This is a genomic window from Gordonia malaquae (assembly GCF_037148075.1).
Lineage (GTDB): Bacteria > Actinomycetota > Actinomycetes > Mycobacteriales > Mycobacteriaceae > Gordonia > Gordonia malaquae.
The window spans coordinates 796,291-819,129 of sequence record NZ_JBBCUB010000002.1 but is presented as its reverse complement, the minus strand read 5'-3'; the positions used below and the strand labels follow the sequence as shown (position 1 = coordinate 819,129).

Genomic DNA, 22,839 nt, shown 5'->3' with positions numbered 1-22,839 from the left:
TCAGTACGTCCCGGTCTCTGACAGCTTGTTCGGCATCGAACCGGGCGCGACTTGCGCGGGTGGCAGGGGAGCGGGAACGGGGACCACGTTCCCGCTCCCCGTTCCCCTGACGAAGGTTCGGGGCCGCAGCAGGATGGATCCGCTGCGCGTTCGGTCGCGGAGCGCGGCGGCGCGCCAGGTGAGCACGGGGTGCGAGCTCAATGCGTTCACCAGGACGACGAAGAACCCCTTCTCGTGGGTGGCGCGGTCGGCGAACTGGTCGAAGTCGACTGCACTGAGCAGGTACTTGCCTGATGCGAGGACGCCGATCGCGGGCGCCGCGCCGTCGGGCCGCGTGTAGTAGCCGTAGTTGTCGGCGGTGTACTCCTGCGCGCGTGACAGCAGTGAGCCGAGGATCGGGATGTTCATGATCACGCTGCTGAACAGCTGACGCCAGTAGGAGACGTGGCCCGCCGCGATGTGCCCGACTTCGTGTCCGATCACGAACTCGAGGGCCTCGGGACTGCGGGCTCGCCCGCCGACCTCGAACAGGTCCGAGTACACGACGACGAACCGACGAAAACCGTGGCCGGACGCGAACGCGTTGATCTGACCGTTCCCGGACATCACGTACGCGTCGGGGACGTACTCCATTCCATACCGCGCCGCAGCCTCGACGACCATCGTGAACGCCTCGGGAAACTGTGTCGGCGTGATCTGGACTGCGTTCGCTCGAATGCTCGCGTAACCGATCCCGCGGCCGAGGAAGATGAGGAACGGCAGGGCGAGCGGAATCAACAGGTACTCGGTCACGAGGCCGATGGAGATCAAGGCGAGGATGACCGCGTAGACGCCGACCGCCAGGAGCACGGCGAGCACAAGCACCGGAATCTCCCACGGATGACGACGCGGAGCACCCGCGTACAACGCAGGCTGCTGCCAGACGCTCGTCGGCCCGGGAGGCGGGGTGACCGCGGCGGGCCGCGTGTCGTCCACACCGGGAACCGACGGGATCGGCGAGTCGGCGAGTCTGGAGCGGGGGATGGGCGCATCGGAGTCCACGCCCTCAAACTATAGTGGCGGCATGCGCATCTACCTCGGAGCCGACCATGCAGGATTTGAACTCAAGAACCAGATCTCTGACCATCTGAAGGCCGCGGGCCACGACGTGGTCGACTGCGGAGCTCACGAGTACGACGCGGTCGACGACTACCCGGCGTTCTGCATCGCGGCCGCCGAGCGCGTCGTCGCCGACCCGGGCAGCCTCGGATTCGTTCTCGGCGGAAGCGGCAACGGCGAGCAGATCGCCGCGAACAAGGTCAAGGGCGCGCGCTGCGCCCTCGCGTGGAGCGTGGAGACCGCCCAGCTCGCGCGTCAGCACAACAATGCGCAGCTCATCGGCATCGGTGGCCGCATGCACAGCACCGAAGAGGCGCTTGCGATCGTCGACGCGTTCATCGGCGCCGACTGGTCGGACGAGGCGCGTCACCAGCGTCGTATCGACATCCTCGCCGAGTACGAGACGACCGGCGTCGCGCCGGAGCTGCCCGAGCCCCCTCGCTGATCGGCGTCGGGCACCATGCCCGAAGGTCACGCTCTGCATCGGCTCGCTCGCCGGCAGCAACGACATTTCGGCGGACAGCGTGTCCGCGTCACCAGCCCGCAGGGTCGGTTCGCCCACGAGGCGGCCCAGCTCGACGGGCTGGTGTTTCGTCGTGCCGAGGCGTGGGGAAAGCACCTGGTCCACCGATACTCGGCCGACCCGGTCGGCAGGTTGGACGCCGGGCTGATCGTGCATGTCCACCTCGGCATCTACGGCACGTTCAGCGAAGAGCCGTCACCGATGGGAGTGCCCACCGGGCAGGTGCGGATGCGCATCGAAGGCTCCGACATCGGCACCGACCTGCGCGGGCCGAACGCGTGTGAGCTGTACACGCCGGCCGATCTCGACGCACTCGTGGCGCGGCTGGGGCCGGACCCGTTGCGGTCCGACGCCGATCCCGACAAGGCCTGGCGGGCGATCAGCAGATCCCGACGTGCGATCGGCTCGTTGCTGATGGACCAGAAGGTGATCGCGGGAGTCGGGAACATCTACCGCGCGGAAGTGCTCTTTCGGGTAGGCGTCGACCCGCACCGACCGGGAACGTCGATCAGCCGTGACGAGTTCGACGAGATGTGGGCCGACCTGCTTCACCTGATGCCGATCGGCGCCCGGCACGGCAAGATCCACGTCGTGCGACCGGACGACGATCACGGCGCCCCCGCGTACGCCGTAGACCGGCCGCGGACCTACGTCTACCGCCGCACCGGTAAGGAGTGCCGACTGTGTCGAACACCGATCGCCTGGGAGGACATGGAGGGCCGCAACCTGTTCTGGTGCCCGTCCTGCCAGTCGTGACTTCTCAGAAATCCCACAGTCGCAGCGACCGTCGTTTGTCAGAGTCGACGTGCAGAGTGGTCTTCATGAACAGAACCACCGAACCGATCACGGTGTTCGCCGTCGGCGGCACCGGTGAGTCGTACCCCGCCGACAACCGCACGCACGTCACCGGAATGCTCGCCGCGGTGACCGACCAGCTCGACTCCCGATTCGTCAGTCGATGGGTGCCGTATCCGGCCAGCTACGGTCCGACGGCAGGGCGCCACGGGATCGCGTATGTCGACAGCGTCGCATGCGGCGTGGCCTCATTGGCCGCTTCGATCCGTGACACCGACGGACCGATCATGCTGATCGGCTACTCGCAGGGCGCGGCCGTGATCCGCACGTTCCTCGCTCACCCCGCATCGTCGAACCTCGTGGCGAAGGTGACCGCAGTCGGGTTCGTCGCTGACCCGCATCAGCCGCGAGGCGCTGTCGACGGGTGCACCGGGTGGGGAGTCGCCGGGCCGGGAGCGCCGCTCCCGGGCGACGTGCCCGCGTGTTGGGTCGGTGTGGCCGACGACGTCATCTGCAATGCGACGGACGACTCGCTGATCCGCGACATCGCCGACCTCACCGACTCACTGTCGATGCTGCACGTCCGCCGTTGGATGACGGCGATGGGTTCCGCGGTGATCGGCAGACGGATGCAGAACGCCGCGCGCACGTCGGTCTCCCCACGTCAGTGGAGGCGGGACGTTCACCGCATCGCCACCGCAGCCCGGGAAGTCCGGGGATACCTGCCGTCGGTGCTGCCGGTCGGGCGCTGGTCGATCACGAATCGGTCCGGAGGCCGCCACGTGTCGTATGCGGCCGAGCCGTACCGGCATGCGCCGCTCACCGATCCGGACGTGACGGGATGCGAGATGCTCGCGGCCTGGATGCAGGTGGAGGCCACGATGTCGTACCGCCACCAGGCGCCTGCGACAGCTGTCGCCGCGTAAAGTCGTCACCAACGAGACAGGGCCCCTACCGACTGCGAGTCGGAAGGGGCCCTGTCGACGTCTACGGGACTAGTCGCCGGTGTACTGTCCGCCGATGGTGCCGCGAACCACGATCGGAGTGCCGCGTCCGACGTTGTCGAACACCCACTTGCCGTTCTCGGTGCTCACGTTGATGCAACCGTGGCTGGCGTTCGAGACACCCTGCTGGGCGACCGACCACGGTGCGGCGTGGATGAAGATGCCGTCCCAGGACATGCGCGTCGCGTACTCGACGTACGTGCGGTAGCCCTCGGGGGAGTCGATCGGGACACCATACGTGGACGAGTCCATGTACATGTCGCGGTACTTCTCCTTGGTGTGGTACACGCCATTGGGAGTCGGGTGCTTGTCGGTGCCCATCGAGATCGGCATCTTCTTGATGAACTCGCCGTTCTTCCACCAGTAGATCTGGTGGTCGCCGTCGACCGCGAGGGCGACGTAGCCGGTCTCGCTCTTCACGTTCGGCATCGCGGGAACACCCGGAGTGGTCGGCGTGGTGGGCTTGGGCTTCGGCTTCGACTTGGAAGTCGGGGGCACACCCGGGAAGGTCGGAGCCTTCGGGAGGTCGGGCAGCTGCACCGGCGGGAGGCCGGGGATCACGGTGACCGGAGCTGCGTCGGCGACGGCGGGGAGGCCGGCGGTCAGAGCCGCCACGCTGACTGCGATGGCGGTCAGGCGAGCCGCGCGGCTCGCACTCTTCTTCTTGAACACGTCGTTTCTACCTTCGTTTTGTCGTCACAAAAACGCCACCCCCGTGGACGCTCAGGAGTCATCGTTACACAACCGTTGCAGCCTCGCCAAGCGATAACACGCCGCCGGAGGCACTCGGAGTCCGTTTAGCGGGTTATTTGCCGGTGAAGCCTGTCACAGTAGCATCACCGCTGATCATACGGAACGCCGCCGGGACTGGTGATCACCACGACGGCTTCGGCGGGTCCGTCGACTGCGGCGAACACGTGTTCGCGGTCGCTGGTCCACGCGTGGCATCGACCTGCGGCGACGTTGGCGGCCTCGTCGACGGTGCCCGCGCGCACGACGCCGGTGACAACACAGAGCTGTTCGCGGACACCGGACCCGTGGGCGGGGGAGACGTGATGTGCGCCGGCGGGGAACTCGAGGCGGAACACCTCCACGGTTGCGCCGTCTGGGTGTTCTGCTGACGCAGGTAGACGCCTTGTGGACAGCAGGACTGTCACCATTCCGCCCTCTGCCGCGCCGTGCGCGCCCGGTGACTCGCCGAGTAGCGCCGTCAGTGGGACGTCGAGTGGTGCGCAGAGCGCGTACAGCGTCTCGATCGTCGGGTTGCGGCGGCCGCTCTCGATCTCCGACAGTGTCGCCTTGCCGACTTCGGCGCGGCGGGCGAGTTCGGAGAGGCTGAGTCCACGAGCAGCGCGCAGTTCGCGGAGTCGCTTGCCGATGTCGGTGTCGGTCATGCCGTTGAGCGTATCGAATGTTCCGTTTACAGAACGTTCTGTTTGTGGAACGATCGGCGGATGGCTCATTCCGACGTCGAGACTTCAGTGCCCATCGCCATTCCGATCGGCGCAGGCGTGGTCTGTGCACTCGTCGGTTTCACGTCGTCGTTCGCGGTGGTCCTCGCGGGTCTGCGCGCGGCGGGCGCAGACGCGTCCCAGGCTGCGTCGGGGCTCTTGGCGGTGAGCGTGGCGATGGGAGTGGCGACGATCGTGCTGTCGTGGCGCTTCCGCATGCCGATCACGTCGGCGTGGTCGACGCCTGGCGCGGCGCTGCTCGTGAGCACCGGAGCCGTGGCCGGTGGGTGGCCCGCTGCGGTGGGCGCGTTCCTGTGTTGCGGCGTCCTTCTGGTGGTCACCGGGCTGTGGCCGCGACTCGCCGATCTCGTCACCAGGATTCCGACGCCTATCGCCCAGGCGATGCTCGCCGGCGTCCTGCTCCCGCTGTGTGTGAAGCCGCTTCACGGGGTGGTCGATGATCCGGCGGCGGTGGTGCCAGTTCTGATCGTCTGGCTCGTGGTCTTGAAGATCCGGCCGCGCTGGGCCGTGCCCGCGGCGTTTGTGGCCGCTCTGGTGGTCATCGCCGTGTCCGTGGTGCGGGACGGCACCGCGCCCGGCCTGGCCGATCTGGTTCCGTCATTGACCCTGACCGCGCCGTCGTTCACTCTCGGTGCCCTCACCGGGGTCGCGTTGCCCCTCTATCTCGTGACCATGGCGGCGCAGAACCTTCCGGGTGTTGCGGTGATGGCCGGATACGACTATGCGGTTCCGTGGAGGCCTGCGATGACGGTGACGGGCATCGGTTCGATTCTCGCCGCGCCGTTCGGTGGGCACGCCGTCAACCTGTCGGCGATCAGCGCGGCCCTCGCCGCGGCGCCGGATGCCGATCCGGATCATGAACGGCGCTGGGTTGCCGGCCTCACGACGGGCATCACGTACGTCGTCCTCGGCCTCGGTTCTGCGGGCCTGGTCGCAATCGTGCTCGCCGCCCCCGACGGTGTGGTTCAGGCAGTAGCGGGCGTCGCGCTCCTCGGAGCGTTCGCGGGCGCCTGTGCCGCTGCGCTCTCGGACGCCGACGGCCGATTCCCGGCGGCTGTGACATTTGTGATCGCCGCGTCCGGCATCAGTATCGCCGGAGTCGGCTCCGCGTTCTGGGCGCTCCTTGTCGGAGTGCTCGTGTGGGTCTTGGGGATCGGGCGAGAAATTCGGTAACGCCCCGCGCTAGCCGTCGAGGTGAGAACCTCTTTCTCAGGCGTCTCTCAGAGGCGTGGGGGGCGTTGTCATCCTGATGAAAGGAACCCCCATGAAACGAATCATCGGAACTGCACTTGTAGCGATCGCGGCCGCCGCGGTCCTGGCCGGGTGTGGCAGTTCGGACTCCGACAGCAGCAGCGACCCCACGACGACGACAGCGGGCGTCGAGACCGGCTCAGACGCATCGACAGGTGGGGCCGCAGTCGTCAAGGTCGAAGGCAAGGATCTCGAGGGACTCGACCTGAAGTCGGTCACGTGCGTCAAGCAGGGCGATGGCATCGCGATCGCGAGCGGGACGATCGGCGGCCAGGAGGGCGTCTCGGCCACGATGAAGGACGGTAACCCTCCCACGGTCACCGCGTTGGCTGTGGTCGTCGAAGGTTCGACGCTCGCTGTGGCGCCCGGGGTCGGGTCCGCGGAGGTGGCGGTTGATGGGGACAAGTACACGATTACCGGTACCGCTACCGGCGCGGATCTGAAGGACCTCGCTGCTGGCCCGGTGAGCAAGAAGTTCGAGATCGTCATCACCTGCAAGTGACGAACGGACGATTCCGCCGGTTGTGACGAACATGTCGTCACAACCGGCGGAAAGTCGGTGGTGCTCGGCTTATCTGGCCGCGAATGAGTCCAGAACCCGGGTGAGTTCGATCGGGTCCGGCTCGAGGATCTCCCGCGTGACGCCGCCGACGACGGTGGTGATCACGGGGCAGCTGTCGGCTGCCTTGCTCTTGACGGTTCCAGCGTCGCCGGCGACCTCACCGGTCCGAGCATTCCGGATTGTCACCTTGAACTCGGTTGAGATGAGGTCGATGGTCACCTTCTTGCCATTGACGTCGAATGGGCACGACATCAGCTTCTTCTCCGAAGATGCCACAGACGAGAAACACGCGACGGCGTTGGTCGGCGAGGGATCGGTGGGGGACACGTACCAGCTGGACGTGGGCAGTCCGACGATGTTCTTCCGGTCCCCTGTCGCCTCGGGGTCGCCGAAGAGTTGGAACCGGTACGGCTTGGCGAAGTCCTTCGCATTCGTGATTGCGGTGCCGTCGCACACCGCCGCGTAGTCGAGAAAACTGTTCGCGGTGGTCTCTGCGGCTGCTGTCTCTGAAGCGGAGTCGGTCGTCGATTCACCGTCTGATCCGCATGCGGTCAATGCAGCAACAGCTCCGATCGCTGCAAATGCTCCGGCTGTCCGGAGGAATCGAGTGGGAAGCGCAAGGAGCGTTGTTGTCATGATGCAGAACTTCCTTCATGTCAGTCGTGGCAGATTGGTGCGTTTTGGCCCAATCTTCGGGTTGACACTAGCGGGGAACTCAGGCATCGTCCACGCGGCGTCGTTCCAATGGGTGACACTCTCTGGAACGACAAAGGCCCGGCATCTTTACGATGCCGGGCCCTCGACGGATCTTTGAGCGGGTGACGGGAATCGAACCCGCGTAGCTAGTTTGGAAGGCTGCCAGCGGTGAGCTGGTCTATTTGGTTGTTTACCTGCGGTGACAATGTCGGTCAAGGCGGGCACGACGAACGTTACACGTGGACATATGTGCACGCAAGAACCCATGATCGGACACGGTGCGCGTTCGATAAGGTTGCACCATGACGAGCACTAGACGGTCCTGGGGGACTGTGCGGAAGATGCGCGGGAAGTTCCAGGCGTCCTACGTCGGCCCGAACGGTCAGCGCTACTACGCACCGCACACCTATGCGGCGAAGATGGACGCCGAGGGTTGGCTGTCGGCAGAGCGCAAGCTGATTGAGCGTGGCGAGTGGGTGGCACCTGAAGAGCGGGAACGCGACCTAGTAGCAGCGGCAACCACGGTTCGCGACTACGCGACGACGTGGGTAGCTGAACGCAAACTCGCACCGAAAACCCGATGGCTCTACAACCACGAACTTGAGTCCAGGATCGTCCCGACGTTTGGGGACATGCGGATGGGCGACGTGGACGCAGCAACCGTTCGCACGTGGTGGGCGAACCTTCCGGACACGCCTACCGCGAATCGGCAGGCGTACACGCTGTTGCGGTCCATATTCGCCACTGCGGCAGAGGACAAGCTGATCCCTGAGAATCCAGTTCGGATCAAGGGTGCGAGCAAGGCCGCGCGGCGACGCGAGCTGGAGGTGTTGACTCCGGGGGAGCTGGAAGACATGGTCGATGACATGCCGGAGAAGTACCGAGCGGCGGCTCTGGTCCTGGCGTGGTGCGGACTGCGGTTCGGGGAACTAATTGAGTTGCGGCGCAAGAGTTTTCAGCGTGTCGATGGCGTCCCGGTGGCTGTCCATGTTCGCACCTCCGCAACGAAGGTCGGCACGAAGATGGTCGTCGGGCCGACGAAGTCTGATGCGGGCGTTCGTGATGTGGCGATACCGCCACACGTTGGCGTAGTCCTGGCCGAACACCTTCGGGAACATGTCGGGCGGGGGCCGGATTCGTACGTGTTCACGAACCAATCGAACGGTGAGCGACTTACGCAGCGTGCGTTCACGCTGGCGTTCAAGCGGTCGGCGGCGAAGGTGGGTCACGCCGACCTGCGGGTGCACGACTTGCGGCACGTGGGTGCGACCCTGGCGGCGCAAGCTGGCGCGACGACGCGTGAGCTGATGGAGCGTTTGGGCCATTCGTCGCCGGGTGTGGCTATGCACTACCAGCACGCGTCAGCGGATCGAGACCGCCAGCTCGCGGAGGCGCTTTCGGGCTTGGCTGGAAAGGCCGTCAAGTCGAAATAGTGTGTTCTGTGACACGTTCGGGAATCACAACGAACCAGTGTCGTCCGGTCTCGTCCAGTCTGGTCCGGTCGTGGACCGTTCGTGTCCATAAGTGTCCCAAAAACGGGTGTTAGATTCTCTCTACCGGCCAGCAGCCAACGACGGCGCTGCAACGTGAGGCCATGAATTCCGGCGAGACCGGAGCAGAAGACGTTCACTAACCCGCCACGCAAGTGGCGGGTCTATCTGTCATGCCTGGAGGCCCCGTGAATTATCTATCGATTGCTCAGACAGCGGATCAGGTCGGCGTCTGCACTAAGACTGTGCGGCGCTGGATCGCTGCTGGTGACCTGTCGGCCCGACGTGCTGGGCCGCGACTGCTGAGGGTCGCACAGGCTGACCTGGACGCGTTCATGTCGGCTGGTGTCGCATGAAGACGTGTGACCTGTGCGGCGTCCGCAAATGGCTTGACGCCTACCGCAAGAAAAACCGTGGTGGCGGGTACCGGTCGACGTGTACCGCGTGTAGCCGAGCACGCCACGCGGAAGCGACTGGCTGCACGCCGCGCACGGCGAAGAAGTGGAAGCCGCGTCACTCCGGCAGTACCGAACCCGCTCTGTGGGCAGAGCACGTCATAAATGGAAACACCTACCTAGGCGAGCTGGCGGCACAGCGGTACGTCAACCGTGGAACTACAACGTTGTGGGATTGGCGTCGGCGTGGGTCTGTTGTCGCGCGAAAGATCAAGGTGGAAAGCGGCTATGTCGGCTGGGCCTACCATCGCGGTTCACTCCGGCAAGGTCTCCGCGATGCCGACCGGCGCAGCCGGGAACGGTTACGTGTGGGGGGCGGTGGTCGTGGACGCAAGGGGCCGCAGAGTCCGGAGAAGCTGGCCGCTGCTCGGCTGCGGGCGGAGGCGAAGCGGGCGGCTCGGGAGCGGGTGAAGCGGGATCGTAGGGCGGCGATGCGGGCGGCTGCTGAAGAGGCTGAGCGGCTGGACGATCTGGAGTGGGCGCGTACCCATCCGGGCGAGTGAAAGCCCTTTTCGCGTGATGCGCGCGCGAGGGACGTCCGGAGTGGGTGCGTCTTGGCGTCTGGAATCGGCGCTGAACGGCTGCGGAGGATCGTTGCATTCAGAGTGGCCGCGGTGGTCACGGCGCCACCTTCGACTTCAGAGGAATTGATATGCCCATCTACTTGACCGCGCGGCAGGCAGCAGCCCACGTTGACCGAGCGGACCGGACCGTTAGGCGCTGGCGACGGTCGGGCCTTCCATTTGTCATGCAGCCGCGCGTGGGGTGTTTGATCCGAGTCGATGATCTGGAGGCGCACCGGGACCACGTGGAGCTACTGCGGGCGTTCGGTACTGACGGCGCACGGGAGCGAATCGAAGCGGGTTCACTGTGAGCGTCAGGCCGAAACGCGGAATCGTGTCGCGCGGGAAAATCGAGACCAGCGCGCGAAGGCGGAAAGACGGAGGTGCCACCATCCGGGTCCGCGTACGCAGCGACGACGACACGCAGCGGGTTCACCTATCCGTACAGGACGCCTACGACTTGCGGGACGCGCTCACGCAGCAACTCAGGCGACATGAAGCAATCCAATGGAGAGTGAGACGACGTGAGGCCCAAGCGGCGCAACTACACGCAGTTTGAACGGGACCTAGCGAAGAACTGTGGACTGACACCGGGGCAGGCGAGAACGGCACTGCATCAACTGGAGCGAGTCAGGTTGATTCGTAGAGCTGGCGAATCATTCGCCGATGGCGTCGTGCTCACTGTGCCGGAACTACCTGAGAACGGTCTGACCGTCGGTCCGCGGAGGTCGAATGACTGACTATTTCGTAATGACCCCCGACCGGGTTCTAGACATGGTCGAAGATTCAGAGCTACCGCCAACGTCAGCGTTCATGCTCACCGTACTGGTTCGGATGGCGCGCAAACAGGGCGGAGGCCCGTTCTTGGCGACGCGCCAGGAAATTGCGCGCGGAATGGGCATGGCGAGAAAGCAGAGTGTGGACCCGCACCTGAAGAACCTTCAGGACGCTGGCCTAGTCGAGGTGGCTCACCGTTGGAAGAACCGTGCTGGTGACGTCCGGACCGGCGACAAGGGCGAGGGATTCAACGAGCAAGTCGAGAGCGAGTACACCATCACGGGCGGACGTGTTGATGACCGTCGATCGCCACCGAACCACGGTGATGCGCCAGAGCGCACAAGGGTTGTACGCGATACCGCACCAGGGTTGTACGTTGTACCGAACCACGCTGATGCGCCAGACCGCACACTTCCTATAGAGGGTTCAGAAGATAAAGAACAGATCCGCGCGGATGGGTTCGAGGAATGGTGGACGGCGTACCCCAAACGGTCCGGGAAGGGGCAGGCACGGACGGCGTACAGGGCAGCCCTGAAGAAGGTATCGGCGGGCGAATTGCTGGCCGGAGCTGAGCGATATAGGGACGACCGGAACCGGAAGCCGGACTACACGAAGAACGCGAGTACGTGGCTGAACGGTGAGTGTTGGGCGGACGAGGTCGAGGTGGCTAAGGCGTCTGGTCCGGATCAGCGGTGGGATAGGTGGCAGTCGGGCGTATGACGGCGGCACAACCGACCAGGGGCCTCCAGATCGCGAGAATCTGAAGGCTACGGCCCACGCCGCTCCGGTGTGTGCCTCCCCCTCCGAATGCAGTACCCCATCATGTGCGCGCGAGGCATTCGACATGAATAACTGAATAGCAAACAACGATTATAACCCGCTGGCGTCCACGCTGGCGGGTTTTTCTATTGACCTGAGGTATTTGGGCGTATGAGTAACAAGATCACGGCACAGGCGCATATAGGCGCTGTTGCGCTGCTGGAATCGATTGAACGTGATGACCGGTCCGCGTACGAGGCGTGTATCGATGAGGCGTATCAGCGATTCGGCGGCATTGACATGTTGGTGACGGCACTTGCGTTCGAGGCGCTGCGCAACGTTGAGGACAGTCCGGGCCACTTCGCTCAGCGGCGCGCCGAACTTGTCGAGGACGTGTACGGATTCGCTGGTGGCTCGGCGGTCTATGCGGGTGACGAATAGTGCAGGTGTGGCCGTCGTCCTGGCGGATCAGACGAACCAGGGTCGAATCACTACCCGACAGTGAGGCGCTGCTGACGGCGCTCGATCCGGACGCCATCGCACAGTCTCCAGCGGACATGTACGAGAGTCAGCCTCATCTACGGACTGTGGTCAGCTTCCTTGCCCGCAACGTCGCTCACCTCGGGTTGCACGTCTACCGGCGTGACGAGAATGGATCACGCAAGCGTGTTCGCGACCATGCCCTTGCTCGGCTCCTGGCACGCCCGAACCCGCACACCACGACGTTCGAGTTCGTGCAGGCGATCGTGTCGAACCTGGCGCTGTTCGATCGGGCGCTGATCTGGGTGACGCCGGACAATACGGACACTCCGGCAGAGCTGCGGGTCATCACTGAGTCATGGATCGTAGACACGGTCGATTCGACTCCGTTCGCGGTCGGCTCCTATGTGCTGTCGCCGGATGGTAAGAACCGGGTCACTGTTCCGGCGTCGGACGTGATCGAGCTGCACGGCTGGAACGCCGGGGACTGTCGGACCGGAACCAGCCCTGTCGTGGCTCTGAGGGCTGTTCTCGCGGAACAGATTCAGGCTCAGGTCTATCGGGGTCAGTTGTGGTCGAACGGCGGGAGGATCGGCGCGTATCTGACGCGCCCAAAGGATGCGCCGGAGTGGGGCAACGTAGGCCGCAAGCGTTTCAAGGAACAGTGGAAGGCCGCGTACACGGGCACCGGCAAGAAGGTCGGCGGCGTTCCTCTGCTCGAAGACGGTATGGAGCTGAAGCGGCTCGGGTTCTCGGCGAAAGAAGAGGACTACGTCGAAGGAACCAAGCTTGCATTGACGACGGTAGCGGCTGTCTATCACGTCAATCCGACAATGCTCGGATTGCTCGACAATGCCAATTACTCGAATGTGCGCGAATTCCGGTCAATGCTGTACGTCGACACTCTCGGCCCGCTGATCGCCATGATTGAGGCACGCCTTAACGCCTACCTGATCGATCGGTTCGCGGATTCTGATGGGCTGTACGTGGAATTCAATATCAGCGAGAAGCTGGAAGGCTCGTTCGAGGATCAGAACCAGCAGCTCTCAACGGCTCTGGCGTCCGGATACATGACGGTTAACGAAGTCCGTCAGCGGCTCAATCTGCCAGCGCTACCGGACGGTGACGTACTCGCACGTCCGCTCAACACTGAATGGATCGATGGGAACAGTGAAGAAGAAACGGAATGAATCGCCGCTGCTCAAAGCGGCTGATGGCACCGCTGGAGTGTTTACGGGTTACGCGAGTGTCTTCGGCGTCAAGGACTCGTACGGTGACGTGGTGGAGCCTGGAGCTTTCCGCGACACGCTCGCGGAGTGGGCGGCGAAGGATACGCGGATTCCGGTCTTGTACGGTCACCGCTCCGACGATCCCGACTTTAATATCGGGTATGTTATCGCGGCTGAAGAAGACGAACGCGGCCTGAAGATCACCGCTCAGCTCGATATGGAATCGCCGAAAGGCGAACAGGTCTATCGGATGCTGAAGGATCGGCGAATCGGCGAAATGTCGTTCGCCTACAACATTTGGGACAGCGAACGGAAGTCCGATCACCTATCGCTGAAGTCGCTCGAATTGCATGAAGTTTCGATCGTGCCTATTGGCGCGAATCGGGAAACCAGTATCACTAATATCAAGGGGAATTGTATGAAGATTGATACCAAGGACGCGCGGACTGCTGCTATGTCGAAGGCCGACGGGCTGGCTACGAAGGCGGCGGCGGGCGACCTGGACGACGCCGGTAAGGCAGAGCTTGCGGCGCTGATCGATGACGTGAAGGAGTTCGATGCGAAGGTGGCTAAGGCTCTGGAGTCGAAGGCGCTGATTGATGCTGTGGCCGCGCTCGGCGGTGAGCCGGAGTCACCGGCAGACGAGGGCGCGAAGGCTGGACAGGTCGCTGGGCGTAAGTTCCTGGCGTTCGGCGGTGGGCAGAAGAGTCGGGCAGCGGCGGGCACGCTGGCGAAGGCGATGCTGGGCGGCGTCGGTGTGAAGTCGCTCGTTGCGTCCGGGTCGACCGTGGTCGGTGTGCCGCTGGAGGATAAGACCCCGATCGAAATGCAGAAGATTCCTACGACTCTGCTCGATCTGCTCCCGGTCACTCAGCACTCCAGCCCGACGTTCCGCTACCTCCGTCAGAAGACGCGCGATATGAATGCGGCACCCTGGACCACGGGCGCGAAGGCTGAGTCGACCTTCAGCGTGGAAAGCGTGGACGGGGCGCTGACCGTTATCGCCCACATTTCCGAAGGTCTGTCGACATACGACCTACTGGACAACGACGCGCTGACTGTCTTCGCCGAATCTCAGATGCTCTACGGACTCCGCACCGCGCTCGAAGCGCAGGTCGTCAATGGTTCGGGCACCGCTCCGAACATGCGCGGTCTGCTCAACACGTCCGGCATTCAGAACCAGGCGTTCGACACTGACCCGATCACCACGACGCGCAAGGCGATCACGGCTCTGGAGTCGACCGGCTTCACTCCCTCCGTGTTCGTGCTGTCGCCGAAGACGTGGGAAACGATCAGCCTCCAGCGTGCCAACGGGTCGGGAACCTTCGACCTCGGCAACGTCGCGGTCGATCGTGCCGCACAGCGCCTCCACGGCGTTCCGGTCGTGGTGTCGAACGCGCTCGCGACAAAGACGGGCGTCTTGCTCGACTCGACGGCTGCACGTGTCGACGCCGACACTCAGGGCATTCAGGTCGCTTGGGGCACGCAGGGCAACGACTTCGGATCGAACCTGATCCGCGTCCGTACTGAGCTGCGGGCGGGCGTGTCCGTGCTCCGTCCGGGCGGCGTCGTCAAGATCGCAACCGAAGCCGCTTGACCTGTGGTTACGTAAGGGCTGACACGTACGTTCGGATGACACGAGAAGCGCCCCACCTTGGTTCCAGGGTGGGGCGCTTTTCGTGTAGCTGACGTGCTAGTCGTCGAGGTGGGCTGCCTTCTTGAGCATGTCGATCATCTCGCGCAGTTCTTCAGCACTCGCGTGAAACTTCACGGAGTCTTTCTCGTCTGTGCCAAGCAGCTTCATATCCAACGTGATCTCGTATCGACGTGGAATGTGCTTGCTCTGTCGACGGCTGATCGCTCCGGAACCAACTTTCATGGATCGGGTGAGGTGCCATTCGTCCAGCTCCGCTAGATCGCTCCCGATGATCACTTCGGGGCCGTGACCCGTGAAGTTGTGGCAGGCCCAGTCGGTCTCTGGGTCCTGCAGGATTGTCAGATGCTGCTGGCAGACGGGCATCTCCATTGGGTAGCTGTAAGGCCCACCGGGCTTGTCCGGGTCAAGATCGATCACAGAAGCGGCGTTCTCGTTGCAGTGGCGTACGTGGCATGACATGTGTCCGTTTTACGTCCGCGATACGGTCTGAACGCCGAGGCTGCGGGAATTCGTTTGAACGTACGACTAGGTTCGGCACAATCAAGCGATAGGAACCCATACGGGTGCCGGTGTCGAAACCCGCTCCGCCCATCGATCCCACGAAACCATGCCCCTATCGCTTCCGGCCACGACGAGTAGCGCCCGCTGAGACAGCGCGCGTTGAGTCATGGCACCTGCGGGCGGCGATCAAACGCGCACAGATGGCGACGGGCCAGGCGTCGACTGAGCTACTGGCCGGAGGTCGGTTTACGTCGGACACTCCACAAAGCGACGGCGCACGCAGTTATGGTCGGTGCGGCTTAGTGCCCTGGCCGGTCGTCTGCCACCGGCTGACCGCTTGAACGGGTCAGGGCATAGGGGAGCGCACAAAAGGTGCGGGAGCACCGCCTACAGGCGGGAGATTGCGGCGTAGACAGCGGTCGCGTTGGCGACCTCGGCGGCGAACTCCACCGGGTCGGTCACTTCACCATCGGCTGTGATGAACATTCGCGGCTCACCGTGGCCGGTCTCGACGTCGAATCTGGAGCTGACGTAGACGCGCTGGAGGCGCGCGACACCTTCGGGAAGGCATGTCAGGTACCGGTTCACGTACGTGTATTCGAGGCAGTCGACGCCATCGATCGATAGAGCGCTGACGCGCGGTTCCTGAGCGATCGGTTCCGGAGCGGTAGGAGTGTCAGCGGGCACGTCGAAGTGCGCGGACTGCTGGCGGATGCGGGCGGCGTGCCGCTGAAGTTCGGCAATCACTGCGGGCAGCTCTTCGACCGTTTGGACGCGGACGAGGGCGTCGGCGGCGTGCTCTAGGCCGATGGCGGTTCCACGATTGACGCCGTGGGCGAAGTCGGCGGCGCTCATGCGGGCGCTCCGGCGTACAGGCCGAGGGCGTGGACGGCGTGGAAGACGCCGATCATGGCGGCGTACGTGCCGAGCACGAACACGGTGGCGATTGCCAGGCCGATTACTATGGGATGAACGTTCAAGACGGCTGCTTCCGTAGTGGGCGTGAGGCCCCAATCTGCATTGCCGTGCAGGTCGGGGCCGAACTTTCTTCACCACTGGAAGCGTTCGATAAGGTCGCAGACCTTCGGAAATAGCAAAAGGTCGGAGGCTAGAAACAGCCTCCGACCTGCTGGAGCGGGTGACGGGAATCGAACCCGCGTAGCTAGTTTGGAAGACTAGGGCTCTACCATTGAGCTACACCCGCGTGCCGCACGCTTGGTGCGACGGGTGAAACAGTACCCCAGGGCATCGGCGATGGACAAAACCGGTCCCTGGTTCGCGGTGGGACACCCTCGGCCCGTACTATGTGCGTTTGGCCGTGCCCGCACTGCGGGACGTCCACGGGATGTGGCGCAGCTTGGTAGCGCATCCGCTTTGGGAGCGGAGGGTCGCAGGTTCAAATCCTGTCATCCCGACGAATACGTGACGTACGGATCTATAAGGAGCATCGAAGTCGTGAAGAGCACCGTCGAGCAGCTGAGCCCGACCCGAGTCAAGCTGAGTGTCGAAGTTCCGTTCGAGGAGCTCTCCGCTGACTTCGACCGGGCATACAAGTCGCTCGCGCAGCAGATCCGAATCCCCGGCTTCCGCCCGGGCAAGGCCCCCGCGAAGCTGATCGAAGCCCGCGTCGGCCGTCAGTCGATCCTCGAGCAGGTCGTCAACGACGCACTGCCGAACAAGTACTCGCAGGCGATCGCCGAAGCCGACATCAAGGCGATCAGCCAGCCCGAGCTCGACGTCGCAGAGCTCGAAGACGGCCAGCCGGTTCGCTTCACCGCCGAGGTCGACATCCGCCCGGAGATCACGCTGCCGGAGTACTCGACGATCGCAGTGCAGGTCGACGCCATCGAGGTCGCCGACGCTGACGTCGAGACCGAGCTGGACAACCTCCGCGCACGCTTCGGCACCCTCGTCGGTGTGGAGCGCGGCGCGACCAACGGCGACTTCGTGTCGATCGACCTGGTCGCCACCGTCAACGGTGAGACCGTCGACGAGGCCACCACCGAGGGCCTCTCGCACGAGGTCGGCAGCGGCGATCTGGTCGACGGCCTGGAAGAAGCCCTCGAAGGCCTGAAGGCCGGCGAGAAGAACACCTTCACCACCAAGCTCGTTGCAGGCGACCACGCAGGCGAAGAGGCAGAGGTCACCGTGACCGTCAACTCGGTCAAGGAGCGCGAGCTCCCCGCCGTCGACGACGACTTCGCACAGCTCGCCAGCGAGTTCGACACCGTCGACGAGCTGCGCGAGAGCCTGCGTGAGCGCGCAGGCGAGTCGAAGAAGTACGAGCAGGCCGGCGCGATCCGCGACGCAGTCCTCGAGCAGCTCCTCGAGACCGTCGAGTTCCCGCTGCCCGAGAAGGTCGTCGCAGACGAGGTCGAGGGCGTCCAGCACCAGCTGGTCCACGCACTCGGTCACGACGACGCTCAGGTCGACCGCTTCCTCGAAGCCCAGGGCAAGACCCGCGAGGAGTGGGACGCCGAGAGCCGTACGGACGCGGAGAAGTCGGTCCGGACCCAGCTGCTGCTCGACGCGATCGCGGACGCGACCGAGGTCGAGGTCGGCCAGGACGAGCTGACCCAGCAGATCCTCATGCAGAGCCAGCGCTACGGCGTCGCACCGCAGGAGTTCATCCAGCAGCTGCAGAACGCGAACCAGATCGGCGCTCTGTACGCCGACGTGCGTCGCAACAAGGCGCTCGCCGAGGTCATCGGTGACGTCACGGTGACCGACACCAACGGTGAGGCCATCGACACCAAGGCGTTCTTCGGCGGAGCCGACGAGGACGCTCAGGACGACGAAGAGGCCTGATCCTCTCGCCTCGATCACGAGGTTTCACGACAGCCGGGACGGTATCCGTCCCGGCTGTCGTGTTCTCCCACAGATGAACCCGCAGGACGAGGCGTCGCCTTGTTCTGCTGTGAGCGAATCCGGGGTGTCACCGGAACATTCGGGACCCCGGTAGTGATTAATCTCGGTGACAACGCCGCAGTTTCTCGACAGATAGGTACAACCAGTGAGCACTCTCCACACGCCTTCGATGAGCTCGGGCGTCGCCGGCCTGAACCTGACTGATTCGGTTTTCGAGCGACTCCTCCGCGAGCGCATCATCTTCCTCGGCACTCAGGTCGACGACGACATCGCCAACCGCCTCTGCGCGCAGATCCTGCTGCTCGCCGCGGAAGACCCGGAGAAGGACATCAACCTTTACATCAACTCGCCCGGCGGCAGTGTCACGGCGGGCATGGCGATCTTCGACACGATGCAGCTCGCGCCGTGCGATGTCGCGACCTACGGGATGGGGATGGCCGCGTCGATGGGCCAGTTCCTGCTCGCCGCGGGCACCAAGGGCAAGCGTCACGCGCTCCCGCACGCACGCATCATGATGCACCAGCCGTCAGCGGGCATCGGCGGCACCGCGGCCGACATCGCGATCCAGGCCGAGCAGTTCGCCGCCACCAAGCGAGAGATGAACCGACTCAACGCCGAGTTCACCGGTCAGCCGCTCGAGAAGATCGAGGCCGACGCCGACCGCGACAACTGGTTCACCGCGGCGGAAGCCAAGGAATACGGCTTCGTCGACCACGTGGTGACCACCATCTCGCGACCGGGTGCCTGAGCGCCTCCTTCTTCCCTCACATCCCTTCACCGGCTACGGAGAAACCATGTACAACGATCTTCCCGCTGATGTCCGCGCAGGCATCTCGGATTCGGCGATCGCTCTGAAGAGCATCGAAGCCCGCTACATCCTGCCGTCGTTCATCGAGAACACCCCGAACGGTCAGCGCCAGTACGACCCGTACGCGAAGCTGTTCGAAGAGCGCATCGTCTTCGTCGGCACGCCGATCGACCAGACCGTCGCCAACGACGTGATGGCTCAGCTGCTGGTGCTGGAGAGCCAGGATCCCGACCGCGACATCACGATGTACATCAACTCGCCCGGCGGCAGCGTCCCGGACATGCTCGCGATCTACGACACGATGCAGTACGTCCACTGCGACGTCGTCACCGTCTGCCTCGGCGAAGCCGCGTCGGCCGCCGCGATCCTGCTCGCAGGCGGCACCCCCGGCAAGCGCGCGGCTCTCCCGAACGCAACCGTCCTGATCCACCAGCCTCGCACGGGTGGCGCCTACCAGGGCCAGGTCTCCGACCTGGAGATCCAGGCGGCCGAGATCGAGCGCATCCGCAAGCGTCTCGACGAGATCCTCAGCCACCACACCGGTCAGGACACCGACAAGATCCGCAAGGACACCGACCGCGACAACATCCTGACGGCCGATGAGGCCAAGGAGTACGGGATCATCGACGAGGTCTTCGACTACCGCAAGAAGTCGGCACGCTAGTAAACCGTGTTCGCCCCGGCGAACGCAGTCTGCGCGAGTACCGTTCATGGTGACGCGCGTCACGAGAAAGAAGGTGCGGCCACATGGCGCGAATGGGAGACGGCGGGGACCTTCTCAAGTGCTCGTTCTGCGGTAAGAGCCAGAAGCAGGTCAAGAAGCTGATTGCAGGGCCTGGGGTCTACATCTGCGATGAGTGCATCGACTTGTGCAACGAGATCATCGAGGAGGAGCTGGCCGAGACCAGCGATGTGAAGATCGACGAGCTTCCGAAGCCCGCCGAGATCCGTGACTTCTTGGACAACTACGTGGTGGGTCAGGACACGGCCAAGCGCACGCTCGCCGTCGCGGTCTACAACCACTACAAGCGAATCCAGGCAGGCGAGAAGAAGGTCAACGACAAGCGCGGCTCGGTGGAGACAGTCGAGCTGGCCAAGTCGAACATCCTGATGCTCGGTCCGACGGGCTGTGGCAAGACCTACCTCGCTCAGACGCTCGCGAAGATGCTGAACGTGCCGTTCGCGATCGCGGATGCGACCGCACTCACCGAGGCCGGCTATGTGGGTGAGGACGTCGAGAACATCCTGCTCAAGCTGATCCAGGCTGCCGACTACGACGTGAAGCGCGCCGAGACCGGCATCATCTACATCGACGAGGTCGACAAGATCGCTCGCAAGAGCGAGAACCCGTCGATCACGCGCGACGTGTCGGGCGAGGGCGTGCAACAGGCGCTGTTGAAGATCCTCGAGGGCACGCAGGCGTCTGTGCCTCCGCAGGGCGGACGCAAGCACCCGCACCAGGAGTTCATCCAGCTCGACACGACGAACGTCCTGTTCATCGTGGCAGGAGCCTTCGCCGGTCTGGAGAAGGTCGTGGCAGAGCGGATCGGCAAGCGCGGCATCGGCTTCGGCAACGAGGTCACCAGCAAGCGCGACGTCGACACGACGGACCACTTCGCCGAGGTGATGCCCGAGGATCTGATCAAGTTCGGTCTGATCCCCGAGTTCATCGGACGTCTCCCGATGATCGCGTCGGTTCGGAACCTCGACAAGGAGGCCCTCGTCTCCATCCTGTCCGAGCCGAAGAACGCGCTGGTCAAGCAGTACGCGAAGCTGTTCGACATGGACAACGTGGAACTCGAGTTCAGCCAGGACGCCCTGGAGGCGATCGCCGACCAGGCGATCCACCGCGGCACCGGTGCTCGTGGTCTCCGCGCGATCATGGAGGAAGTCTTGCTTCCCGTCATGTACGACATCCCGAGCCGCGACGACGTCGCCAAGGTCGTCGTCACCGGCGAGACCGTCCGCGACAACGTCCTCCCGACCGTCGTCCCGCGCAAGGACGAAGGCCCGAAGGAGAAGTCGGCCTAAGGCCGACGGACCGACAGGCCTAACCTTCACGCATCAGGCGTTGGTTCCCGCTAATTGTCAGACAATTAGCGGGAACTGACGCCTGATGCGTATTGGCTAAAGGAGTCCGTGGCGCCGGAGTTTCTGCGTCACGCGGGGGACCATCAGGCGGTTCTCGAGGTCGGCCCAGATGAATCGGACCACGTCGCACCCCAGGTCGCGGAGACGGTCCTCCCGGACCTTCTCGCGCACGACGGCGTCTTCGACGCTCTGGCCCGGGCGCACGTCTCGACCGTACTTCCGGAAACCGTCGAACTCTGCGATCAGGACTCGCCCCCAGTCGTAGTCGGTGAATGCCGTTGATCCGTCTCCGAGTTCGAACTCAGTCTGCAGTTCGGGGACGGGGAGGCCGGCTTCGATCATCTGCGCGCGACCCCACGATTCTCCAGGGTTCGCCGATCGGCCGTCTGCATACCGCAACGCCGCATCGACGACGGCCGCCCCGCGGATGCGGTGGCGCGCGGCCTCAGCACGCAGTTCTTCAAGCGTCACCCCGAGGCGAAGAGCGCTGTCCATCACGGCAAGGGCACGAGCAAGGTCGGCGCACGCGGCGACGTCCACAGCAGTTCGCGCGATCGACGTGACCGCGATACCGCTGACAACGACGAGGACGTCGTCGGGCACTCCGGTGTGGATGTGGCGACTGTGCATTCGGCGTCCACCGCTTGAGCGGTTCGTGCCGAAATGAACCACAGAGCGGTCCGGCTTGAGGGTCGCGAGTCCGTGGACGGCGGCCGCCGATTCGTGTGTGAGCGGCATCGACTGCCGAGACGCAGCGGCAACAAACCTTGTACCGGTAGACAGCGTCGTCTATGTCGTACGTGGGCAATTGTGCAGCCGGTAGGTAGAAGCCCCTGTCCAGGGCGATGATCTCGCCGGAGCGCAATGCACGTTTGACCTCGGCGTCGGTGACTCCGATGTCGAGGAGCGTTGAACGCTGGATGATCCCGTGTTCGTCTGTCGGCCACATGGCCAGATTGAAACCCGAAACGCCGATTTCGTCACCTGCGTTATCCACAGACCTGCTTGCGCCGCAAGTTTCGATTCCCGCTAATTGTCAGACAATTAGCGGGAGCCAACGCATCGTGCGTAAACGCCAAGCGGCGGCGGGAAGGTGGCGTCGCCGCTACGGTGGTCGGTATGACGCACAACACAGTTGCCGGAATCGTTCTCGCTGGGGGACGGTCGCGGCGCATGGGGCAGGACAAGGCAGCACTCGAGTACGAGGGAGTCACCATGCTCACTCGGATCACGGAGGCGATCGGGGAGCGGTGCGCGCCGGTCCTGGTCGCCGCACCGGAGGCGTCGCAGGCCTATCGGGAACTGTCAGCCGAGTCGGATCTGCAGTGGGTCACCGACGAGAAGGACGGAAGCGGCCCGCTCGGCGGGCTTGTGGCAGCCCTGCGAGCCGCCGCGGCGGCCGGAGCCGACGTCGCATTCGTGTGCGCCACGGACATGCCGCTCGTGAAGGCCGATCTCGTCGACGAACTGCTCGCCGGACTCACGCCGTCGACCGATGCCGTGATCGCTCACGACGCCCAACGCGACCACCCGATGGCAGGGGTCTACCGGACGAGTGCGGCCGACGCGCTGGCCGGCCTCGTCGACGCAGGAGAACTGCGCATGCTGGCGGCGTTGGACGCGATCAGCACGCGCCGCGTCGGTGTCAGCGACCCGAACTGGCTCACCAACGTCGACGCGCCCGAAGACCTGCACCGACTCCGAGTGGGAGCCTGACTGGGCCGGTTCGTCCCACGAGCTGTGTCGCTTCTAGAATCGAA

The 22,839-nt window shown here is 64.2% G+C and carries 24 protein-coding genes and 2 tRNA genes; 17 read left to right on the top strand and 9 right to left on the bottom strand.

What is annotated here, in order from left to right:
- Positions 1 to 1,041 (bottom strand): M48 family metallopeptidase, encoded by a 1,041-nt coding sequence (locus WFK36_RS10960; RefSeq protein ID WP_336791652.1) that lies wholly within the window; start codon positions 1,039 to 1,041, stop codon positions 1 to 3.
- Positions 1,042 to 1,063: 22 nt separating this feature from the next.
- Between WFK36_RS10960 and WFK36_RS10955 the strand changes: the two genes are divergently transcribed.
- The 3 genes from WFK36_RS10955 (at position 1,064) to WFK36_RS10945 (ending at position 3,342) form a co-directional block, all read left to right on the top strand.
- Positions 1,064 to 1,543 (top strand): ribose-5-phosphate isomerase, encoded by a 480-nt coding sequence (locus WFK36_RS10955; RefSeq protein WP_008378346.1) that lies wholly within the window; start codon positions 1,064 to 1,066, stop codon positions 1,541 to 1,543.
- 15 nt (positions 1,544 to 1,558) lie between these two features.
- Complete coding sequence (locus tag WFK36_RS10950; protein ID WP_336791650.1) at positions 1,559 to 2,377, top strand: Fpg/Nei family DNA glycosylase; 819 nt, start codon at positions 1,559 to 1,561, stop codon at positions 2,375 to 2,377.
- Positions 2,378 to 2,442: 65 nt separating this feature from the next.
- Entirely contained in the window at positions 2,443 to 3,342 is a 900-nt protein-coding gene (locus tag WFK36_RS10945; RefSeq protein WP_336791649.1) for a PE-PPE domain-containing protein, read from the top strand.
- Between the two features lie 69 nt (positions 3,343 to 3,411).
- Here the strand turns inward: WFK36_RS10945 and WFK36_RS10940 are convergent, their stop codons facing one another.
- Together WFK36_RS10940 and WFK36_RS10935 are read right to left on the bottom strand one after the other, a co-directional pair.
- A complete protein-coding gene (locus WFK36_RS10940) occupies positions 3,412 to 4,092 on the bottom strand; it encodes a L,D-transpeptidase (protein ID WP_008378349.1) in 681 nt (226 codons plus the stop codon).
- Between the two features lie 164 nt (positions 4,093 to 4,256).
- Positions 4,257 to 4,814: a helix-turn-helix domain-containing protein gene (locus WFK36_RS10935; protein WP_336791648.1), complete on the bottom strand. Its 558-nt coding sequence runs from the start codon at positions 4,812 to 4,814 to the stop codon at positions 4,257 to 4,259.
- A 60-nt stretch (positions 4,815 to 4,874) separates the two neighbouring features.
- Here WFK36_RS10935 and WFK36_RS10930 point away from each other — a divergent pair, with 60 nt between their 5' ends.
- Together WFK36_RS10930 and WFK36_RS10925 are read left to right on the top strand one after the other, a co-directional pair.
- A complete protein-coding gene (locus WFK36_RS10930) occupies positions 4,875 to 6,065 on the top strand; it encodes a benzoate/H(+) symporter BenE family transporter (RefSeq protein WP_336791647.1) in 1,191 nt (396 codons plus the stop codon).
- A gap of 91 nt (positions 6,066 to 6,156) precedes the next feature.
- Positions 6,157 to 6,645, top strand: a complete 489-nt coding sequence (locus tag WFK36_RS10925) for a lipoprotein LpqH (RefSeq protein ID WP_336791645.1) — start codon at positions 6,157 to 6,159, stop codon at positions 6,643 to 6,645.
- Between the two features lie 69 nt (positions 6,646 to 6,714).
- Here WFK36_RS10925 and WFK36_RS10920 read toward each other — a convergent pair whose 3' ends face one another.
- Positions 6,715 to 7,341 carry a hypothetical protein gene (locus tag WFK36_RS10920; protein WP_336791644.1) on the bottom strand — a complete coding sequence of 209 codons (627 nt, stop codon included), beginning with the start codon at positions 7,339 to 7,341 and terminating at the stop codon, positions 6,715 to 6,717.
- 362 nt (positions 7,342 to 7,703) lie between these two features.
- Between WFK36_RS10920 and WFK36_RS10915 the strand changes: the two genes are divergently transcribed.
- The 6 genes from WFK36_RS10915 (at position 7,704) to WFK36_RS10890 (ending at position 14,751) form a co-directional block, all read left to right on the top strand.
- Positions 7,704 to 8,834 (top strand): tyrosine-type recombinase/integrase, encoded by a 1,131-nt coding sequence (locus WFK36_RS10915; RefSeq protein WP_336791643.1) that lies wholly within the window; start codon positions 7,704 to 7,706, stop codon positions 8,832 to 8,834.
- A gap of 230 nt (positions 8,835 to 9,064) precedes the next feature.
- A complete protein-coding gene (locus tag WFK36_RS10910; RefSeq protein WP_336791642.1) occupies positions 9,065 to 9,247 on the top strand; it encodes a helix-turn-helix domain-containing protein in 183 nt (60 codons plus the stop codon).
- Positions 9,248 to 10,641: 1,394 nt separating this feature from the next.
- Positions 10,642 to 11,406 (top strand): helix-turn-helix domain-containing protein, encoded by a 765-nt coding sequence (locus WFK36_RS10905; protein ID WP_336791641.1) that lies wholly within the window; start codon positions 10,642 to 10,644, stop codon positions 11,404 to 11,406.
- Between the two features lie 210 nt (positions 11,407 to 11,616).
- The gene (locus WFK36_RS10900) at positions 11,617 to 11,886 is read left to right on the top strand and encodes a hypothetical protein (protein ID WP_336791640.1); all 270 of its coding nucleotides are present in this window, start codon (positions 11,617 to 11,619) and stop codon (positions 11,884 to 11,886) included.
- On the top strand, positions 11,886 to 13,115 hold the full coding sequence (locus tag WFK36_RS10895; RefSeq protein ID WP_336791639.1) for a phage portal protein: 1,230 nt from the start codon (positions 11,886 to 11,888) through the stop codon (positions 13,113 to 13,115). The genes WFK36_RS10900 and WFK36_RS10895 overlap by 1 nt, the downstream gene beginning before the upstream one ends.
- Positions 13,087 to 14,751 (top strand): HK97 family phage prohead protease, encoded by a 1,665-nt coding sequence (locus tag WFK36_RS10890; RefSeq protein ID WP_336791637.1) that lies wholly within the window; start codon positions 13,087 to 13,089, stop codon positions 14,749 to 14,751. The genes WFK36_RS10895 and WFK36_RS10890 overlap by 29 nt, the downstream gene beginning before the upstream one ends.
- 96 nt (positions 14,752 to 14,847) lie before the next feature.
- On the opposite strand, the gene WFK36_RS10885 is transcribed toward WFK36_RS10890, so the two are convergent.
- The 4 genes from WFK36_RS10885 to WFK36_RS10870 form a co-directional block, all read right to left on the bottom strand.
- Positions 14,848 to 15,228: a hypothetical protein gene (locus WFK36_RS10885; RefSeq protein WP_336791636.1), complete on the bottom strand. Its 381-nt coding sequence runs from the start codon at positions 15,226 to 15,228 to the stop codon at positions 14,848 to 14,850.
- A gap of 471 nt (positions 15,229 to 15,699) precedes the next feature.
- Complete coding sequence (locus tag WFK36_RS10880) at positions 15,700 to 16,167, bottom strand: hypothetical protein (RefSeq protein ID WP_336791635.1); 468 nt, start codon at positions 16,165 to 16,167, stop codon at positions 15,700 to 15,702.
- On the bottom strand, positions 16,164 to 16,292 hold the full coding sequence (locus WFK36_RS10875; protein ID WP_336791634.1) for a hypothetical protein: 129 nt from the start codon (positions 16,290 to 16,292) through the stop codon (positions 16,164 to 16,166). Before WFK36_RS10875 ends, WFK36_RS10880 begins: the two co-directional genes overlap by 4 nt.
- A 150-nt stretch (positions 16,293 to 16,442) precedes the next feature.
- Positions 16,443 to 16,516: transfer RNA gene (locus tag WFK36_RS10870), tRNA-Gly, on the bottom strand.
- A gap of 137 nt (positions 16,517 to 16,653) precedes the next feature.
- On the opposite strand from WFK36_RS10870, the gene WFK36_RS10865 reads away from it, so the two are divergent.
- From WFK36_RS10865 to clpX, 5 genes are all read left to right on the top strand, one after another.
- Positions 16,654 to 16,727: transfer RNA gene (locus tag WFK36_RS10865), tRNA-Pro, on the top strand.
- A 40-nt stretch (positions 16,728 to 16,767) separates the two neighbouring features.
- Entirely contained in the window at positions 16,768 to 18,120 is a 1,353-nt protein-coding gene (gene tig / locus WFK36_RS10860) for a trigger factor (RefSeq protein ID WP_008378354.1), read from the top strand.
- Between the two features lie 229 nt (positions 18,121 to 18,349).
- Entirely contained in the window at positions 18,350 to 18,928 is a 579-nt protein-coding gene (locus WFK36_RS10855; RefSeq protein WP_040519807.1) for an ATP-dependent Clp protease proteolytic subunit, read from the top strand.
- Between the two features lie 46 nt (positions 18,929 to 18,974).
- A complete protein-coding gene (locus WFK36_RS10850) occupies positions 18,975 to 19,652 on the top strand; it encodes an ATP-dependent Clp protease proteolytic subunit (RefSeq protein WP_008378356.1) in 678 nt (225 codons plus the stop codon).
- 83 nt (positions 19,653 to 19,735) lie between these two features.
- Positions 19,736 to 21,019, top strand: coding sequence for an ATP-dependent Clp protease ATP-binding subunit ClpX (gene clpX, locus WFK36_RS10845; protein WP_336791633.1), 1,284 nt, complete (start codon positions 19,736 to 19,738; stop codon positions 21,017 to 21,019).
- A gap of 96 nt (positions 21,020 to 21,115) precedes the next feature.
- Here the strand turns inward: clpX and WFK36_RS10840 are convergent, their stop codons facing one another.
- Positions 21,116 to 21,709: a hypothetical protein gene (locus WFK36_RS10840; RefSeq protein ID WP_336791631.1), complete on the bottom strand. Its 594-nt coding sequence runs from the start codon at positions 21,707 to 21,709 to the stop codon at positions 21,116 to 21,118.
- Positions 21,710 to 22,198: 489 nt separating this feature from the next.
- Between WFK36_RS10840 and mobA the strand changes: the two genes are divergently transcribed.
- On the top strand, positions 22,199 to 22,795 hold the full coding sequence (mobA, locus tag WFK36_RS10835; protein WP_336791630.1) for a molybdenum cofactor guanylyltransferase: 597 nt from the start codon (positions 22,199 to 22,201) through the stop codon (positions 22,793 to 22,795).
- Positions 22,796 to 22,839: the final 44 nt, after the last annotated feature.